Source organism: Streptomyces griseus, assembly GCF_001715295.1.
GTDB lineage: Bacteria > Actinomycetota > Actinomycetes > Streptomycetales > Streptomycetaceae > Streptomyces > Streptomyces griseus_G.
This window is the reverse complement of the sequence record NZ_MDKB01000002.1, coordinates 290,418-306,276: the sequence shown is the minus strand read 5'-3', so window position 1 is coordinate 306,276 and position 15,859 is coordinate 290,418. Positions and strand designations below refer to the sequence as shown.

Below are 15,859 nucleotides of genomic sequence, written 5' to 3'. Positions count from 1 at the left end.
ATGACCGAACCGACCGCGAGCCCCCTGCTCACCCGGTTCGCCTCGTCGCGGCGCGAGCGGCCCGAGGCCCCTGCCGTGGTCGCCGACGGCGTCACCCACACGTACGCGGAGCTGGACGCCCTGGCCCGTCGGCACGCCGAGGCGCTGCGGACGGCCGGTGCCGGGCCGGAGACGGTGGTGGCGCTCGTCGCGGACCGCGGCCCCGCGTACGTCGCGATGATGCTCGGCGTCCTGCTCGCCGGCGCAGCCTTCGTCCCGGTGGAGCCGGGCGTGCCGGTGCGGCGCGCCCGCCGGATGTGCGCCGACGCCACGGTACGGGCGCTCCTCGTCGAGCCGGGGCACGACGCGTACGCCGCCGAGGTCGTGGCCGGGCTCGACCCCCGGCCGGGTGTCCTGCTCGCCGCCACGGAGCCCGGCGGGCCCGGACCCCGTACGGTCCCGGAGACGGTGCGGCCGCGCGACGGCCTCGCGTACGTGATCTTCACGTCCGGGTCCACCGGTACCCCCAAGGGGGCGATGGTCGCGGACGGCGGCATGGACAACCACCTGGCGGCCAAGATCGCGGACCTCGGCCTCGGCCCGGCCGACGTCGTCGGACTCACCGCGCCGCTGTCCTTCGACATCTCCGTGTGGCAGACCCTCGTCGCGCTCACCGTCGGCGCACGGACCGCGGTGGCCGCGCCCCGTGACATCTCCGAGCCGGCCGAACTCGTGGCGTGGGTCCGCCGGCACGGAGTGACCGTGCTGGAGATCGTGCCGTCCTTCCTCGCCGTGCTCACCGCACAGCTCGACGACGACCTGCGTGCCGGGCTGTCCTCGCTGCGGTGCCTCGTCGCCACCGGTGAGGCGCTCCCGGGCGCCGTCGCCCGGCGCTGGTACGAGCACTGCCCGGACATACCGATCGTCAACGCCTACGGCCCCACCGAATGCTCCGACGACGTCACCCACCACGTGGTGACCGCCGCCGAGAGCGCTGCCCGGTCCTGGCCGTCGATCGGCCGGGAAGTGCTCAACACCCGTCTGTACGTGGTCGACACCGAGGGCCACGAGGTGCCGGACGGCACCGAGGGTGAACTCCTGGTCGGTGGCGACGGGGTCGGCCGGGGCTACATCGGCGACCCGGTACGCACCGCGCTGGCCTTCGTCCCCGACGGACTGTCCGGGGCGCCGGGCGCACGGCTGTACCGCACCGCCGACCGCGTGAGCCGTGCCGTCGACGGCACCGTCGACTTCCACGGCCGCCGCGACCGGCAGGTCAAGGTCCGCGGCCACCGCGTCGAGCTGGGCGACGCCGAGGCCGAGCTGCTGCGGGTGCCCGGCGTCCGGTCGGCCGCCTGTGTGTTCACCGGAGGACGGCTGCGCGCCTTCGTGGCGCTGGACGCCCCGGCCGACGTGGCCGCCGCCGTGCGCGCTTCCGCCCCGCACTACCTCGTCCCGCACGAGGTGACCGTGCTGGAGCGACTGCCCGTGAACACCTCGGGCAAGATCGACCACCGGGCCCTGGCCGCCCTGGGCGCCGACGGCCCCGCCGCGGACACCGGCGCGGGCACCGCCCTGGAGCCCGGCCTGGAAGCGGCCCGGGAACTGGTCGCCGAGACGCTCGGCGTGGCCGTGATCGGCCCGGACGAGGACTTCTTCACCGCGGGCGGGGACTCGCTCCTCGCGATGACCCTGGTCGCGGGTGCCCGCGCCCGGTTCGGCGCGGAGGGCACGTCGCTGCGGGCGTTCCTGTCCCGGCCGACCCCACGGGGTCTGCTCGCCGCCGTGGAGGCCGCGGAGCCGGTGGCCCGGGGCGAGGAACCGCGCGCCGTGGGCGCCCTGTCCTCCGGCCAGGAACGGCTCTGGTTCTTCGAGCAGTTGCACCGCCGCAAGGCGCCCAATCTGCTGGTGCTCTCCCTCGACCTGTACGGGCCGCTCGACGAGGAGGCGCTTCGGCACGCGCTGGCCGCCGTCGTCGCCCGGCACGAGCCGCTGCGCACCGTCTTCACCCAGGAGCGCGGCGTCCCGAAGGCCGTCCTGCGGGCCACTGCCACGTTCCCCCTGGAGCCGGGCACCGCGGACGGGTTCGAGATCTCCGCCCGTACCCCCGAACCGCCGCTGGCGCAGGCCCGGCTGGAGCGGATCGCCGACGGCCACCACGTCCTCGCGCTCGCCCTCCACCACCTGATCGCCGACGGCTGGTCCCTGGAGGTGCTCAAGCGCGACATCGCCGCGTACTACGAGCGGGCCCTGGCGGGGGACACCGAGGTGCTGCCGCCCCGTGCCGCGTTCTCGCACTACGTGGCCGCCGAACGCGCGTGGCTGGAGAGCCCCGACGCCGAGGAGTGCACGCGGTACTGGACCGGGCAGCTGGCGGGGGCCCCCGGCGCTCTCGACCTGCCGCTCGACCGGCCCCGGCCGGCCAGGCCGACCTTCGAGACCGACCACACGGTCACCCTGCTCTCGGCGGACGACACCAAGGCCCTCGCCGAGACGGCCCGGGCGCACGGCGCCACGCCGTTCATGGCCGTGCTCGCCGCCACGTACGTCGTGCTGCGCGAGGCGACCGCGACCACCGACCTCGTGCTCGGCATCGACTCGGTGAACCGCTCGTGGCCGGGCAGCGAGGAGCTGATCGGCACGTTCGTCAACCAGCTCCCGGTACGGCTCGCGCCCGGCGCCGCACCGTCCTTCGGCGACCTGCTGGACCTGGCCCGGCGGCAGGTGCTCGGCGCTCAGGAGCACGACCGGCTCCCCTTCCACACGATGGTCGCGGCGGTGAACCCGCCGCGCCGCCCGGGCCGGTTCCCCCTGTTCCAGGTGAAGGTCACGCACCAGAGCGCGTGGCGCACCGGGATGCGGATCGGGGACCTGCGGGTCGAGCCGCGCGAGCTGGCCGACCCCGTGATGGACCTCGACTTGATGATCGACGTCTCCGGCGAGAACGACCGGCTGCGGCTGGAACTCCTGTACTGGCCGGAGACGCTCGACTCCGCGACCGTCGCGGGCTGGGCGCGGGCGACGGCCGGCGTGCTGCGCGCCGGCGCAGCCCGGCCGGACGCGGTACCGACTTTCGGCGAAAGGTGATGAAGGTGTCGACACAGGATCAGGTCGCCGAGGTCTGGCGAGAGTTGCTCGAGAGGGAGACGGTCGCCGTCGACCAGGACTTCTTCGAACTGGGCGGCCACTCGATGCTGGCGGTACAGGTGCTCTACCGGCTCACCGAGGTGACCGGTGTCGAGCTGGCGCTCGAGGACTTCTTCGAACTGGGCACGGTCGAGGAGGTCGCCGCCGAGCTGGACCGCCTGCGTGCCGACCGCCGCGTGCTCGAGCCGGTCTTCGAGGGGGAGCTGTGAGCGCGCGGGACGTACTGAGCCGCCTGGACGACCTCGGCGTGACCCTGAGCCTCGCCGACGACCGGCTGCGGTACCGCGCCCGGGGCGAGGAGCTGCCCGCCGAGCTGCTGGCGCAGATGAAGGTCCACCGGGAGGACCTCATCGGTCTCGTCGGCCGGCGCGAGGGACTGACCTGGCCTCCCGCTCCGGGCGCGGACACCGGGCCGTTGACGGCCGCCCAGCGCTCGTTGTGGGCCACCGCGTACTTCGCCGAGGACGGCACCTACAACCTGTGCGGGGCGCTGCGCCTGCGCGGCCCGCTCGACCAGGACGCGTTCGTCACGGCGCTGCGCGACCTGCACGAGCGGCACCCGTCGCTGCGCACCGTCTTCCCGGTGCAGGACGGCGAGCCGCGGCAGCGGGTCCTGCCGTCGGTGGAACCCCCGCTGACCGTGGCCGGCGCGGCGGACCTGGACGCCTGCCTGGCCGAGTGCGCCCGCCTCGCCGATCTGCCCCTGCCCCTGGACACGGCCCCTCCCGTGCTCATGCGCCTGTTCCGGCTCGCGCCGCAGGACCACGTCTTCTTCTTCGTCCTCCACCACGTGATCGCCGACGGCACGTCGTTCGGCCCGCTCCTCGACGATCTCGCCCGCTGCTACGGCAGCCGGGTCCTGCGGCAGCGGCCGCCGGCCCCGGCCGGGGACGTCGCCGTGGTCGACTACGCCCGCTGGGAGGCCGAGCGGGTCGCGCACGCCGATCTCACCGCCGCCCGCCGGTACTGGCGGGAGACGTTCGACGACGCGGAGCTGAGCGGCCTTCCGCTGCCTCCGCCGCTCGACGGGGCCGCCGCCGAGCGCGGCCACGCCCACCGGGTGGTCGTCCCTCGAGCCACCACCGCCGCGGCGCGGCGGATCGCCGAACGGACCCGCTCCGGTGTCTTCACCGTGGTCTCCACCGCCGTCGCGGTCGCGCTGTCCCGCTACACCGGGCGCGAGGACCTGGTGGTCGGCATGCCCGTCTCGCGGCGCGACCGCACCGGCCTCGAGCGGGTCGTGGGCCTGCTGCTCGACACGGTCCCGGTCCGGCTCGACGTCGGCCGCGCCCCCTTCGCCGACCTGGTGCGGCGGACCCGGACGGCCGTTCTCGGCGGCGTCCGGCACGCGCCCGTGCCCGAGGACGTCGCCGCCGCCCGGTCCGCGTTCAACGTCATCGTCACCGACCTCGGCACCGCGCTGCCCGAGCCCGACTTCCCCGGCCTGACGATCGAGCATGTCGAGGTGGCGCAGGTCGGCGCCAAGTACGGGCTGAACTTCCTGCTCCGCGACGAGGGCGAGACCCTCACCCTGTACGTCGAGGCGGACCGCCGGGCCGTGGCCGACGCGGACGTCGAGGCCATCGCCGGCACCGTCCTCGCGGTGCTGGCCGCCGCCGGCGACGACCCGGACGCACCGGTCACGGCGCTCGCCGCCGGAACCTTCGGTGCCGCCGCCCCCGGCGCGCTCGCCGCGCCCGGCCGGCAGCCGCACGCCGGTGAATCGCTGACCGGCCGCCTCGCCGGGACGGCCCGTTCCCGGCCGGACGCGATCGCGGTGAGCGCACCCGAGGGAGAGCTGACGTACGCGCACCTGTGGGCGCGGGTCGAGGCGACCGCGGAGGCCCTGCGGGCGCGCGGGATCGGCGCCGGGGACGTGGTGGCCGTCTCGCTGCCGCGGGGCCTCGAACTCGTCGTCGCGATCATCGGCGTGATGGCTTCGGGCGGTGCCGGCCTCGTGCTGCACGAGTCCTGGCCGACGGCGCGCGTGGCCGACATCCTCACCGACTCCGGCGCCCGCCTCACCATCACCGACGACGCGACCGTGCCCGGGGCACGGGCCACCCCCGCCGAACTCGTGGACGCGGCGGCCCGGGCGCGGCTCGCCCCCGTACCCGCCCATGCCGCGGCCTACGTGATCTACACCTCCGGTTCCACGGGCCGCCCCAAGGGCGTGAGGGTCACCCACCGCAACGTGCTGAGCCTGCTCGACGCGACCGCCGACGGCTACGGCCTCGGCCCCGACGACGTGTGGACCCTCTTCCACGCCTGTTCGTTCGACGTGTCGATGTACGAGATGTTCGGCTGCCTCGTGCACGGCGGCAGACTCGTCGTGGTGCCGCGCCTGACGACCTGGGAGCCGGAGGAGTTCGCCGCGCTGTGCGCACGCGAGCGGGTGACCGTGCTCAGCCAGACCCCGTCCGCGCTGACCGCCATGCTGCCCGCGCTCGCCGCGCGGCCCGACTCCACCGCGCGTCTGCGGTACGTCCTGTTCGCCGGCGAGGCGCTGGACCGGCGGCTGGTCGAGCGCTGGTACGAGGAGGTCGGGCACCGCACCGAACTGGTCAACATGTACGGGATCACCGAGACGACGGTGCACGCGTCGTGGCGCAGGCTGCGGCCCGAGGACACCCGGACGGCGGAGTCCGACATCGGTACGCCGCTGCCCGGTACCGCGCTGCACGTGCTGGACGACGACGGAGTTCCGGTCGCCGACCGGTGTGTCGGCGAGATCTACGTCGGCGGTCCGCAGGTCAGCGACGGCTACCTCGGAAGACCCCGGGAGACGGCCCTGCGGTTCCTGCCCGACCCGTTCACCACCGTCCCGGGCGCCCGGATGTACCGCTCCGGCGACCTCGCCCGGCGCAACGGGACCGCCCTGGCCTACCTCGGCCGCCGCGACCAGCAGGTACAGGTCAACGGCTTCCGGGTGGAACTCGCCGAGATCGAGGCGGCACTCTGCGCCCGCCCAGGAATCGCCGCGGCCGGCGTCGCGGTCGGCACGGACGCCAGCGGCGCGCACCTGGTCGCCCTCGTCGTTCCCGAGGCGGGAGCCGCACCCGAACCGGCGGAACTGCTGGCCGCGGTGCGCTCGACGCTGCCGCGCTACATGGTCCCGCGCACCGTCGTGGTGGCCGGCGGCCTGCCCCTCACCAACAACGGCAAGCTCGACCGGCGGGCGCTGGTCGCCGCCGTGGCCGCGGCGGGGCCCGGGCGCGTGCCGTCGGCGCCGGGTGACACCGCTCCGGCCGATCCGTCCGAGGCGCTGCTGCTCGACGTGTTCCGCGATGTGCTCCTGGATCCGTCCGTCACCACCGGTACCGACTTCTTCGACGCCGGCGGCGACTCCATGCGCGCGATCCGCGTGGTGAGCCTCGCCAAGAGCCGGGGGCTGGACCTGACCGTGAAGGACGTGTACGCCGCGCCGACGGTCGCCTCCCTCGCGCCGCTCGCCGGTACCGGGGGGGCGGGACGGACCGTCCGCGAGCCGTTCTCCGGCCTGCCGGCCGGTGGCGTCTTCCCCCCGGATGTCGTCGACGCCTATCCGATGACCGCTCTGCAGTCGGGAATGGTCTACCACCAGGAGATGACGCCGGACGCCCGCCTCTACCACATCATGCTGAGTTACCGGGTGCGCGGCGTACTGGACCCGGGGGCCTTCCGGGCGGCCGCGCAGGCCGTCACCGACGCTCATCCGGTGCTGCGCACCAGCTTCGACCTGGCGGGCGAGCGGGGACCGGTGCAGCGGGTGCACACCGGTGTCGAGGTCCCGTTCGTGTACGAGGACCTGACCGGGCTCGATGCCGGGAGCCAGGAGGAGCGCATCCGGCAGGTCGTCGCGCGCGAGAGCGCCGAGGACTTCGACCTGTCCCGGCCGGGTCTGTTCCGGCTCGTGGGAATCGCCACGTCCGCGACCGACTACCAGCTGATCTTCACCCACAACCACGTCATCCTCGACGGCTGGTCGGTGAACGTCTTCTTCGAGGACCTGCACACCCGCTACCTCGAACTGCTCGACGCGGGCACGGCGACACCACCGCCGGGTCCGCGCACCGGCTTCGGCGACTACGTGGCCCTGGAACAGCGGGCGCTCCTCGACGAGGAGAACCGGAGGTTCTGGGCCGGACGTACCGCGGGCCCGGCCCGGCTGATCGCGCCGGAGCGGTCGGGCACGCCCGTGATGCGGCAGTTCCACGTGGATCTGGCGGGCCGCCTCGACGAGCTGCGAGCCGTCGCCGGCCGGATCGGTGTGCCGGTGAAGGCCCTGCTGAGCGCCGCGCACCTGCGGGTCGTGTCCTGGCTGACCGGCTCCGACGAGGTGACCACGAGCATGGTCTTCGGCTGCCGTCCCGAGATCCCCGACGCCGACCGTCTGCTCGGTCTCTTCCTCAACCAGCTGCCCCTGAGGGTCGCGCCGGGCGAGCAGTCGTGGGCACAGCTCGCGGCGGGCCTGCACGAGGAGGAGCGGGAGATGATGCGGCACCGCTGGTACCCGAACGCGGCGATCCAGGCCGCGCACGGCGCGGAGCCGCTGTTCGACTCCAGCTTCAACTTCACCGACTACCACGACACCCGCCGGATGATCGGCGACGGCGGACTGGAGCTGCTGGACGCACAGGAACTGGAGTCCACGCACTACGCGTACAGCTCCGCCTACACCGTCGACGTCCGCACCCAGGAGTTGCGGCTGCTGATGGAGTACGACGCGGCGGCGCTCCCGGAGAGCACGATGGTCCTCGCGGCCGAGGTGCACCGCAGGGCGCTGGACGCGATCGTCGAGGACGCCGGGCAGCCCTTCCGTGCGACGCCGCTGCCCGGCATCGCCGACCTGGCCCGGCTGCTGGCCCCCGGCGCGGGCGAGGCCGGGTCCCCCGCGCGGGCGCTCGCGCCGCTCGTGCCCCCCGTCCCCGCCGGTGCCCCCGTCACCACAACGGCGGGCACACCGCAGCCCGTCCGCGCCGCGGCGGAGGCCGACGTCCGCGCGGTCTGGGCCGAGGTCCTGGGCATCGCGGACATCGACGCGGAGACGCCGTTCTTCGACGCGGGCGGCGACTCGCTGACCGCCATGCAGGTGGTCAGCCGGCTCCGGGCCCGCCACGGCGCACTGTCGATGCGCGCCTTCATGGCCGAGCCCACGATCGCGGGCGTGGCGAGAGCCCTGGGGGGCGGCACGGCCCCGACGGCGCCGCCCACGGCACCCGCCGCCACCGGGCCCGCGTCCCGCCACCCGCTCTCCCGCGCCCAGCGCCAGATGTGGGACGTGGCCGGCCGGCTCCCCGGCATCGGGCTGTTCGCCATGGCGGGCGCGCTGCACGCCGAGGGGCCCCTCGACCTCGCGCTCCTGGAGCGGACCTTCGCCGAACTGGCGGCCCGTCACGAGGCGCTGCGCACCCGCTTCGAGAACACCGGTGACGGCCCGGTCCAGGTGGTCGAACCGCAGGTCACGATCCGGATCGACATCGAGGACCACACGGCCGACGAGCATCCGGCCCGCCGGTGCGAGCAGCGCATGGCCGCCGCCGCCCGAACGGCGCTCCCGCTCGACCGGGCTCCGCTCCTGCGCGTGGTCGCGCACCGCATCGGCGAGGACCAGCACGTCGTCTTCGTGAACGTGCACCACATCGTGTGCGACGGCCGGTCGCTCTCGGTACTGCTGTCCGAAGCCGCCCGGATCTATCGCGAGATCGCCGCCGACGGCGCGCCCGCGCCCCGGCCGGTCCCCCGCGGCAGTGGCGCCCTCGCCGGGGAACGGACCGCCTGGCTCACCACCGACGAGGGCGCGCGCCAGCGCCGGTTCTGGCGCGACCGGCTCGCCCCGCCGTTCCCGGCGCTCGCCGACGGCCCCGGCAGTCGCTTCGCCGAGCTGAACAGCCAGGTCTCCTTCGTGCAGCGGCTGCGCTCGGCGGTGATCCGGACGACGCTCCCGGCCGACGAGGTACGGACGGTGCGCGCCGCGGCCCGCGCCCACGGCATGACCGACTTCATGCTGGTGCTCGGCGCCTACGCCACGACGCTGCGACAGTGGAGCGGCCGGGACGACATCCGCATCGCCACCATGCTCGCCAATCGCGTCGAGCCGGGCATGGACGAGGTCGTCGGGCTCGTCACCAACACGGTCGTCCTGCGGATGCGGCTGGACGACACCGATCCGGTGGCGGTCGGGAGGCAGGCCCGGGAGGTCTGTGTCGACGCCTTCGACAACCAGGAACTGCCGTTCGAGGAGGTGCTCGCCGACCTGCGGGACCGATGCCCGGACGAGGGGCCGGTGTTCGAGGCGGTGCTCGTCGGACAGGAGGAGGTCGCCACCGTCGCGCCCGACGACGGCCTCGTCTTCACTCCGTACGCCCCCGGCCGCGACGTGCTGGGCGCCCAGGTCGTGGCCACCGAGTCCGCCTTCGTCCTCGGGCTCGTGCCCGCCGGCGACACCCTGGTGCTCGAACTGCGCTTCAAGCCCGCGAGCACGCCGAAGGAGCTGGCCGCCGAACTGCTCGACGCGATCACGACCGCCGTGCGGGACGCCGCCACCGCCCTTCTGGAGACCTCGTGACCTGCCCGGCGCACCGTCCGCGCCTGCGCCGCCTGTGGCTGCTGCCGACCGCCCGGGTGGTGGGCGCGGCGGGCGCGGCCTGTGTACTGCTCGCCGCCGGGCTGTTCGCGTGGCCCTGGGCGGCGGCGGCCGTGCTCGTCGCGGGCACGGCCGGCATCGCCGGTCACCTGCATCGCAACTGGGGCCGGGTCGCAGTTGAGCGACGGCTGGTGCGTGCCCTGAGGGACTCGGCCCCGCGCTGCCCCGGTGACATCCGAGTGCCCACGCTGACCGCACCGGTGCAGGCCGAGTGCCGCGGCGACGGAGTCACCCGGATCACCGCGCGGACCTACCACGACGCGATCCGCGCCCTCGGCTACGCGATGGGCCGTGACCGCGGATTCCAGCTCGACCTCGTGCGCCGGACCGGAGGCGGCAGGCTCTCGGAGGTGTGGGGCAGGACCGCACTGCCGGTGGACACCGTGTACCGACGCCTCGGGCTCGGCACCGCAGCCCGGTCCGCGGCCGAGCGACTCGACCGGCCCGAGCGGGAGCTGCTGACGGCGTTCGCCGACGGGGTCAACGCCGCCTACGCGCACGCCACCCCGTTCGAATGCGGCTTCCTGTCGTACCGGCCGCAGCCGTGGCGGGTGGAGGACAGCGTCCTCACCTCGCTCGTGCTGTCGCACGCGCTGTCCTGGAACGAGGACGCCAAGCGGGCGGAGGCGGTCGTGCGCCGCGCGCTGCCCGCACCCGTCGCGGAGTTCCTGCTGCCCGGTGGCAGCGCCGCGGGCCCGCCCCCCGGCCTGGCACGCCACCGCGCCGAGCAGGGCGCCGACGACCTCCTCGCCCTGGACGGTGCCATTCCGGGCTCCAACTGCTGGATCGCGCCGGGGGACGACGGGCCTCTGCTCGCCAACGACCTGCACCTGGCCCTCGGCGTACCCAACGTGCTGTACGAGGTCGACATCGCGTGGCCCGGCACCCGCCTGCGCGGCCTGGCCAGCCCGGGCCTGCCGGTGGTGTTGTCGGGCACCAACGGACGGATCGCCTGGGGCGTCACGAACCTCACCGCCGACGTGCTCGACCTCGTGCCGGCCGAGGAACAGGACCTCCGGACGCGGACGGAGGAGATCCGTGTCCGCGGCCGCGGACCGGTCACCGTGGACGTCACGACCGTCGGCACGATGCCGGTCGCGCAGGACACGCTGTGCGGGGAGAAGGTCGCCGTCCGCTGGGCGGGGCACGATCCCCGCGCCGCCGACCTGCGGTTCCAGCGGCTCGCCCACGCCGGTGACGTCGACGAGGCCGTCGCGGTCCTCGACGACGCCCACGGGGTCGCGCTCAACGTGCTCGTCACGGACCGGAAGCGGATGACGCACGTGGCGACGGGGCTGCTGCCCCGCCGCCCGGCCGGCCTCCCGCGCGGCGGACCGGCCGAGGGCCACCTCACCGGCAAGGAGCGCCCCCGGATCGCCGAACCCGTCGACGGCGTCCTCGTCTCGGCGAACGACGGAGCCCTGCCCGAGGACGAGTTCCGGATCGGCCTCGACCTGGACCCGGGCCATCGTGCGCGCCGCATCCGCACGGTCCTCGGCGCGGCGGGGCGGCACGACGCAGCGGGCATGCGTGCGCTGCAGCACGACGTCACGGCCGCTCTGTACCTGCCCTACCGGGACCTGGCGGTCTCCGCGCTCCAGCCCGGTGATCCGGTCCGGGCCCTGCTCACGGAGTGGGACGGCACCGCGGCGACCGGCTCGCGTGCCTTCGGTGTCCTCGTGCGCCTGCGCGACGTCCTGGCCCGGCGTGTCCTCGCCCCGTACGTGGCCGTCTGCCGCGAGCACGAACCCTCGTTCCGCTTCCCGTTCCGGGACTACGACCGGCCCGTACTCGCGATCCTCGGCGCCCGTGATCCGGCACTCCTGCCCGCCGGTACCGCCGACGTGGACGGTTTCGTCGCCGACTGCGTCCGGGCGGCGCTGCCCGCACGCCCGCGGACATGGGGCCGGCTGAACAGGGTCGGCTTCCGGCACCCCCTCACCGCCCTCGCGCCGTGGGCGGACGGGCTGCTGGGCATCCGCCCCCACGCACAGGCCGGAACGCTGCACACCGTGCGTACCGCCGTGCCGGGCTTCGGCGCGGCCGGCCGGGTCGTGGTCACGGTGGACGACCTCGTCACCGCCGAACTGCCCGCCGGTCAGTCGGGGCATCCGCTGAGCCGGCACTACACGGACCGCCACGCGGGCTGGGCGAGCCCGGTGCCGCTGCGGCCACGGGCCCGCCGGGCCGGCTGCCACCACGCGCTGCGGCCTCCGGAGAGCCGCTGAGGTGGCCGGCGGAGAAGAGCGTGCGGGCGGTGCGGGACACCCGCCGCCCGCGGCCCGGCCGGCCACCCCTTCCTACTCGGCCGGGATACCGGCCACCGGACCTATGTCCCGGCGGATCTCGGCGAGCAGGGCCTCGGGCGCGGAGAGGAAGGCGAAGTGGTCGCCGCTCAGCTCGACGGACCGGCAGTCGGCCGACACGTCAGGCCAGCCGCCCATGAGCTTCGTGGGGATCTCGGTGTCCTCGGACCAGCCGATCGCCGTGATCCCCGAAGGGATGACGATCCGGCCGGGGGTGTACAACCGGTTCGCCTCCAGATCGTCGGCCAGGACGGTCAGGCCCATCTCGACGAGCGGGCCGCCGGGCTCACCACCGAGCGCGGTGATGATGCGGCCCAGTTCGGCACGGAGCCCGTCGCGGTCGAGCGCGAAGAGCCGGCTGTACGGGCCGTCGTGCGGCGCCACCTGTCCCGAGACGAAGACCCGTCGGGGCAACGGGAGGCCGGCTGCGGCGAGTTGCCGGGCCACCTCCACCCCGGGTAGCGCCCCGCCGCAGTGCCCGAAGAACGCGAAGGGCCGGTCCAGGTACGGCCGCAGGTACGCGACGAGGTCCCGCGCCATGGCGTCGTACGTGCCGTAGTGCGGCTCGGCGATCCGGTTCTGGCGGGCCGGCGGCTGGATCGGACAGACGTCGACCGCCCCGATGTGCCGAGGCCACGCCTGGTACATCGAGGCGCCGCACCCCGAGTAGGGGAAGAGGAAGAGCCGGGCCGCCGCATCCGGGTCCGGGGTGCGCAGGAGCCAGCGCGGAGGCTTCTTGGGACGAGGTCGCGGAGATGTCATGCGGGCGACCGTAAGGGAGCCCGTCCGAGCCCCTCAAGGGGCGCAGATTTTCCTGTTCCGAAACGAGAGGAAGCAGTCCATGCGAGCCGAACCCAGCCGTCTGCGGTACCTCGACGGTGCCACCGTCAGGTCGCTGTGCGCCGAGATCGACCCGCTCACCGCGGTCACCGAGGCGTTCCTAGGGGTGCGCGCGCACCGGTCCGGAGTGGCGGCCGAGGCGGCGCTGCGCTGGCGGGCTCCCGACGGCGCCGCGGCCCGCAGCCTGGTCCTGCCCGCCTGGCACGAGGGCGCGTACGGATGCAAGGTCATCAACGCCAGCCTGAGCAATCCGGACCGGGGCCTGCCCCGTGCCGCCGGGCTGATCCTGCTCTTCGACGGGGAAACGGCCGAACCCGTCTGCATCATGGAGGGCGCGCACATCAGCGCGCTGCGCACCGCGGCCGTCTCCGTCGCCGCGCTGCGCGCGGTCCGCCCGCTCTCCACCTTCGACCGGGTGGCCCTGCTGGGGTCCGGCGTACAGGCACGCACGCACCTGGGTCTGCTCGCGGCGCACGGCGCGGTGAAGTCGGTCAGCGTCTTCGACCTGTCCCCGGCCAGATGCCGGGCGTTCGCCGAGGACCTGCGCACGTCGCTGCCGCAGATCGAGGTCGAGATCGCGGCCGGCCCCGAAGAGGCGGTCCGCTCGGCCCCGGTCACCCTCGCCTGCACGACGACCACGACCCCCTACGTCCCGCTGGCCTGGCTGCCGGAGGGCTCCGTCTTCGTCAACGTGTCCCTGGACGACGCCGCCGAGGACGTACTCCTGGGCGCGGAACACCTGTTCGTCGACGACTGGCACCTCGTCAGCGAGGACGACACCCGCCTCCTGGGCCGCCTCGCCGGAGCCGGGCGGGCCACCGGACCGGGGACCGACGCGCCGGGGGCCCGGCAGGTCGACGCGGACCTCGCCACCCTGCTGGCGGGCGCCTACGAGCGCTCGATCAGCTCCACCGACCGCACGGTGATCAACCCCTTCGGCATGGGTGTCCACGACGTGGCTCTCGCGACCCGCGTCCACTCCCTCGCCCGCGACAAGGGCGCCGGAATGCTCCTGCCCCGCTGATCGCCGCGTTCAATCCGGCCTTCATTGACCGGCCGATCGGGCCGGGCCAGTCTGTTTCCCGGCGGTGCGGCGCACCGCGTTTTCCGAGTCCGTCGCGTGGTCCACGGCGCATCGCCGTGCCCCCGGGCAGTGCCATGACCGAACGATGCAGGGTGAGGTGGAGACACGTGGGCGACGACATAGCTGCCGGTTCCCGTGCGGTGCGCGAGGTGGCGGACGCCTACGTCACGCAGATCGCCCGGGTGGAGCCGGGCATCGCCACGTGGCTGGGGGTTCCGCAGGGCCGGGGCGAGATGCCCGACCTCTCGCCGCAGGGCCGGGCCCGCATGGACGATGTGTTCCGTACGTCCCTGCGCGACCTGGACCGCGCCGAGCGGGCCGCGGCCGGCACCCTGTCGCCCGAGGAGCGACGGTGCGGGCGCCTGCTGCGCGAGCGCCTGGAGGCCGACCTGGCCATCAGCGCCGACGACGAGTACCTGCGGGAGATCGTCAACGTCTTCGGCCTGCAACAGCGCGTCCAAGACATCTTCCAGCTGATGCCGACCCGGACCGCGGACGACTGGACGGCGGTCGCGCGCCGGATGGGTCTCGTCCCGCGGATGCTCGACGGCTTCCGCGAGTCCCTGACCCAGGGCCTGGAGAAGCGCACCTTCGTCGCGGCCCCGCGACAGATCCGCGTCATCGCCGACCAGCTCGACGTCTGGAGCCGCGACTGCGACGGCCGCGGCTGGTACGCGGGTTTCTGCGAGGGCGCCGACGTGCCGCCGGCGCTGCGGGCCGAACTCGACGCCGCGGCCCGCGACGCCGCGGCGGCCCTGGCCGGACTGCGGGACTGGTTGCGCGCCGACCATCTGCCCGCGACCGAGGGCCGACCCGACGGTGTGGGCGCCGACCGGTACCGCACCTGGGCGCGGTTCTGGACGGGCGCCTCGCTCGACCTGCGGGAGACCTACGCCTGGGCGTGGGAGGAGTACCGGAGGATCCGGGCCGAGATGCGGGCCGAGGCCGCGTCCGTGCTGCCGGGGGCCACCGCCGTCGAGGCGATGCGCCATCTCGACCTCCACGGCGAGGCCGTGGAAGGGGTGGAACCGGTGCGGCTGCGACTGCAGGACTGGATGGACCAGGCGATCGACGCCCTCGACGGCACCACCTTCGATCTGGCGCCTCCCGTGCGCGTGGTGGAGGCCGCCATCGCGCCGACGGGCACCGGCTCGGCCGCCTACTACACCCCGCCGAGCGTCGACTTCACGCGTCCCGGCCGGACCTGGCTGCCCACCCAGGGCCGTACCCGCTTCCCCCTGTGGAGCCTGCGCAGTGTCTGGCACCACGAGGGCGTACCGGGCCACCATCTGCAACTCGCCCAGTGGCGGTATCTGGGAACCGAACTGTCGACGTACCAGTCCGCCCTCGCCGCCATCGACGCCTGTACCGAGGGCTGGGCGATGTACGCGGAACGACTGATGGACGAGCTCGGCCACCTGCGCACCCCCGGCGAGCGCCTGGGCTTCCTCGACTGGCAGATGCTGCGCGCCGTGCGGGTCCTGGTCGACATCGGGGTGCACCTGTCCCTGGACATCCCGGCAGACGCCCCGGTCGCCGCCGGACAGCGCTGGACCCCCGGCCTCGCGAGGGAGTTCCTCGCCGCCCACAGCGGGCAGTCCGCCGCATACCTCGACAGCGAGATCGACCGCTACCTCGGCCTGCCCGGCCAGGCGATCTCCTACAAGCTCGGCGAGAAGGCCTGGCTCGACGGCCGGACCGCGGCCGCGGCGGCCCACGCGGAGCGCGGCGGAAAGCTGGACCTGAAGTCCTGGCACACGGCCGCGCTGTCGCTCGGCCCGCTCGGTCTCGACGACCTCGAGGACGAGCTGGCCCGGCTCTAGGCCGCGCCGGCGAACGATCCCTGCCCCGCAGACCACCAGTCCACCGCAGCACTGT

The 15,859-nt window shown here is 74.4% G+C and carries 7 protein-coding genes; 6 read left to right on the top strand and 1 reads right to left on the bottom strand.

Features of this window, described 5'->3' with window-relative positions:
- Genes BA175_RS07905 through BA175_RS07890 form a run of 4 tightly spaced genes read left to right on the top strand, consistent with a single transcriptional unit; the run spans position 1 to position 11,979 of the window.
- Positions 1 to 3,066, top strand: coding sequence for a non-ribosomal peptide synthetase (locus BA175_RS07905; protein ID WP_069170580.1), 3,066 nt, complete (start codon positions 1 to 3; stop codon positions 3,064 to 3,066).
- Between the two features lie 5 nt (positions 3,067 to 3,071).
- A complete protein-coding gene (locus tag BA175_RS07900) occupies positions 3,072 to 3,335 on the top strand; it encodes a phosphopantetheine-binding protein (RefSeq protein ID WP_175420778.1) in 264 nt (87 codons plus the stop codon).
- Positions 3,332 to 9,673, top strand: coding sequence for a non-ribosomal peptide synthetase (locus BA175_RS07895; protein ID WP_069170578.1), 6,342 nt, complete (start codon positions 3,332 to 3,334; stop codon positions 9,671 to 9,673). Before BA175_RS07900 ends, BA175_RS07895 begins: the two co-directional genes overlap by 4 nt.
- On the top strand, positions 9,670 to 11,979 hold the full coding sequence (locus BA175_RS07890; RefSeq protein WP_069170577.1) for a penicillin acylase family protein: 2,310 nt from the start codon (positions 9,670 to 9,672) through the stop codon (positions 11,977 to 11,979). The genes BA175_RS07895 and BA175_RS07890 overlap by 4 nt, the downstream gene beginning before the upstream one ends.
- Positions 11,980 to 12,051: 72 nt before the next feature.
- On the opposite strand, the gene BA175_RS07885 is transcribed toward BA175_RS07890, so the two are convergent.
- Positions 12,052 to 12,819, bottom strand: a complete 768-nt coding sequence (locus BA175_RS07885) for a thioesterase II family protein (RefSeq protein ID WP_069170576.1) — start codon at positions 12,817 to 12,819, stop codon at positions 12,052 to 12,054.
- 79 nt (positions 12,820 to 12,898) lie between these two features.
- On the opposite strand from BA175_RS07885, the gene BA175_RS07880 reads away from it, so the two are divergent.
- Complete coding sequence (locus BA175_RS07880) at positions 12,899 to 13,921, top strand: ornithine cyclodeaminase family protein (RefSeq protein WP_069170575.1); 1,023 nt, start codon at positions 12,899 to 12,901, stop codon at positions 13,919 to 13,921.
- 167 nt (positions 13,922 to 14,088) lie between these two features.
- On the top strand, positions 14,089 to 15,804 hold the full coding sequence (locus tag BA175_RS07875; RefSeq protein WP_254667831.1) for a DUF885 domain-containing protein: 1,716 nt from the start codon (positions 14,089 to 14,091) through the stop codon (positions 15,802 to 15,804).
- The last annotated feature ends 55 nt before the right edge of the window (positions 15,805 to 15,859 follow it).

What these genes read in the sequence shown, in the direction of transcription:
- BA175_RS07905 (WP_069170580.1), top strand. Translation starts at nt 1, where the DNA reads ATGACCGAACCGACCGCGAGCCCCCTGCTCACCCGGTTCGCCTCGTCG.
- BA175_RS07885 (WP_069170576.1), bottom strand. Translation starts at nt 12,819, where the DNA reads ATGACATCTCCGCGACCTCGTCCCAAGAAGCCTCCGCGCTGGCTCCTG.
- BA175_RS07880 (WP_069170575.1), top strand. Translation starts at nt 12,899, where the DNA reads ATGCGAGCCGAACCCAGCCGTCTGCGGTACCTCGACGGTGCCACCGTC.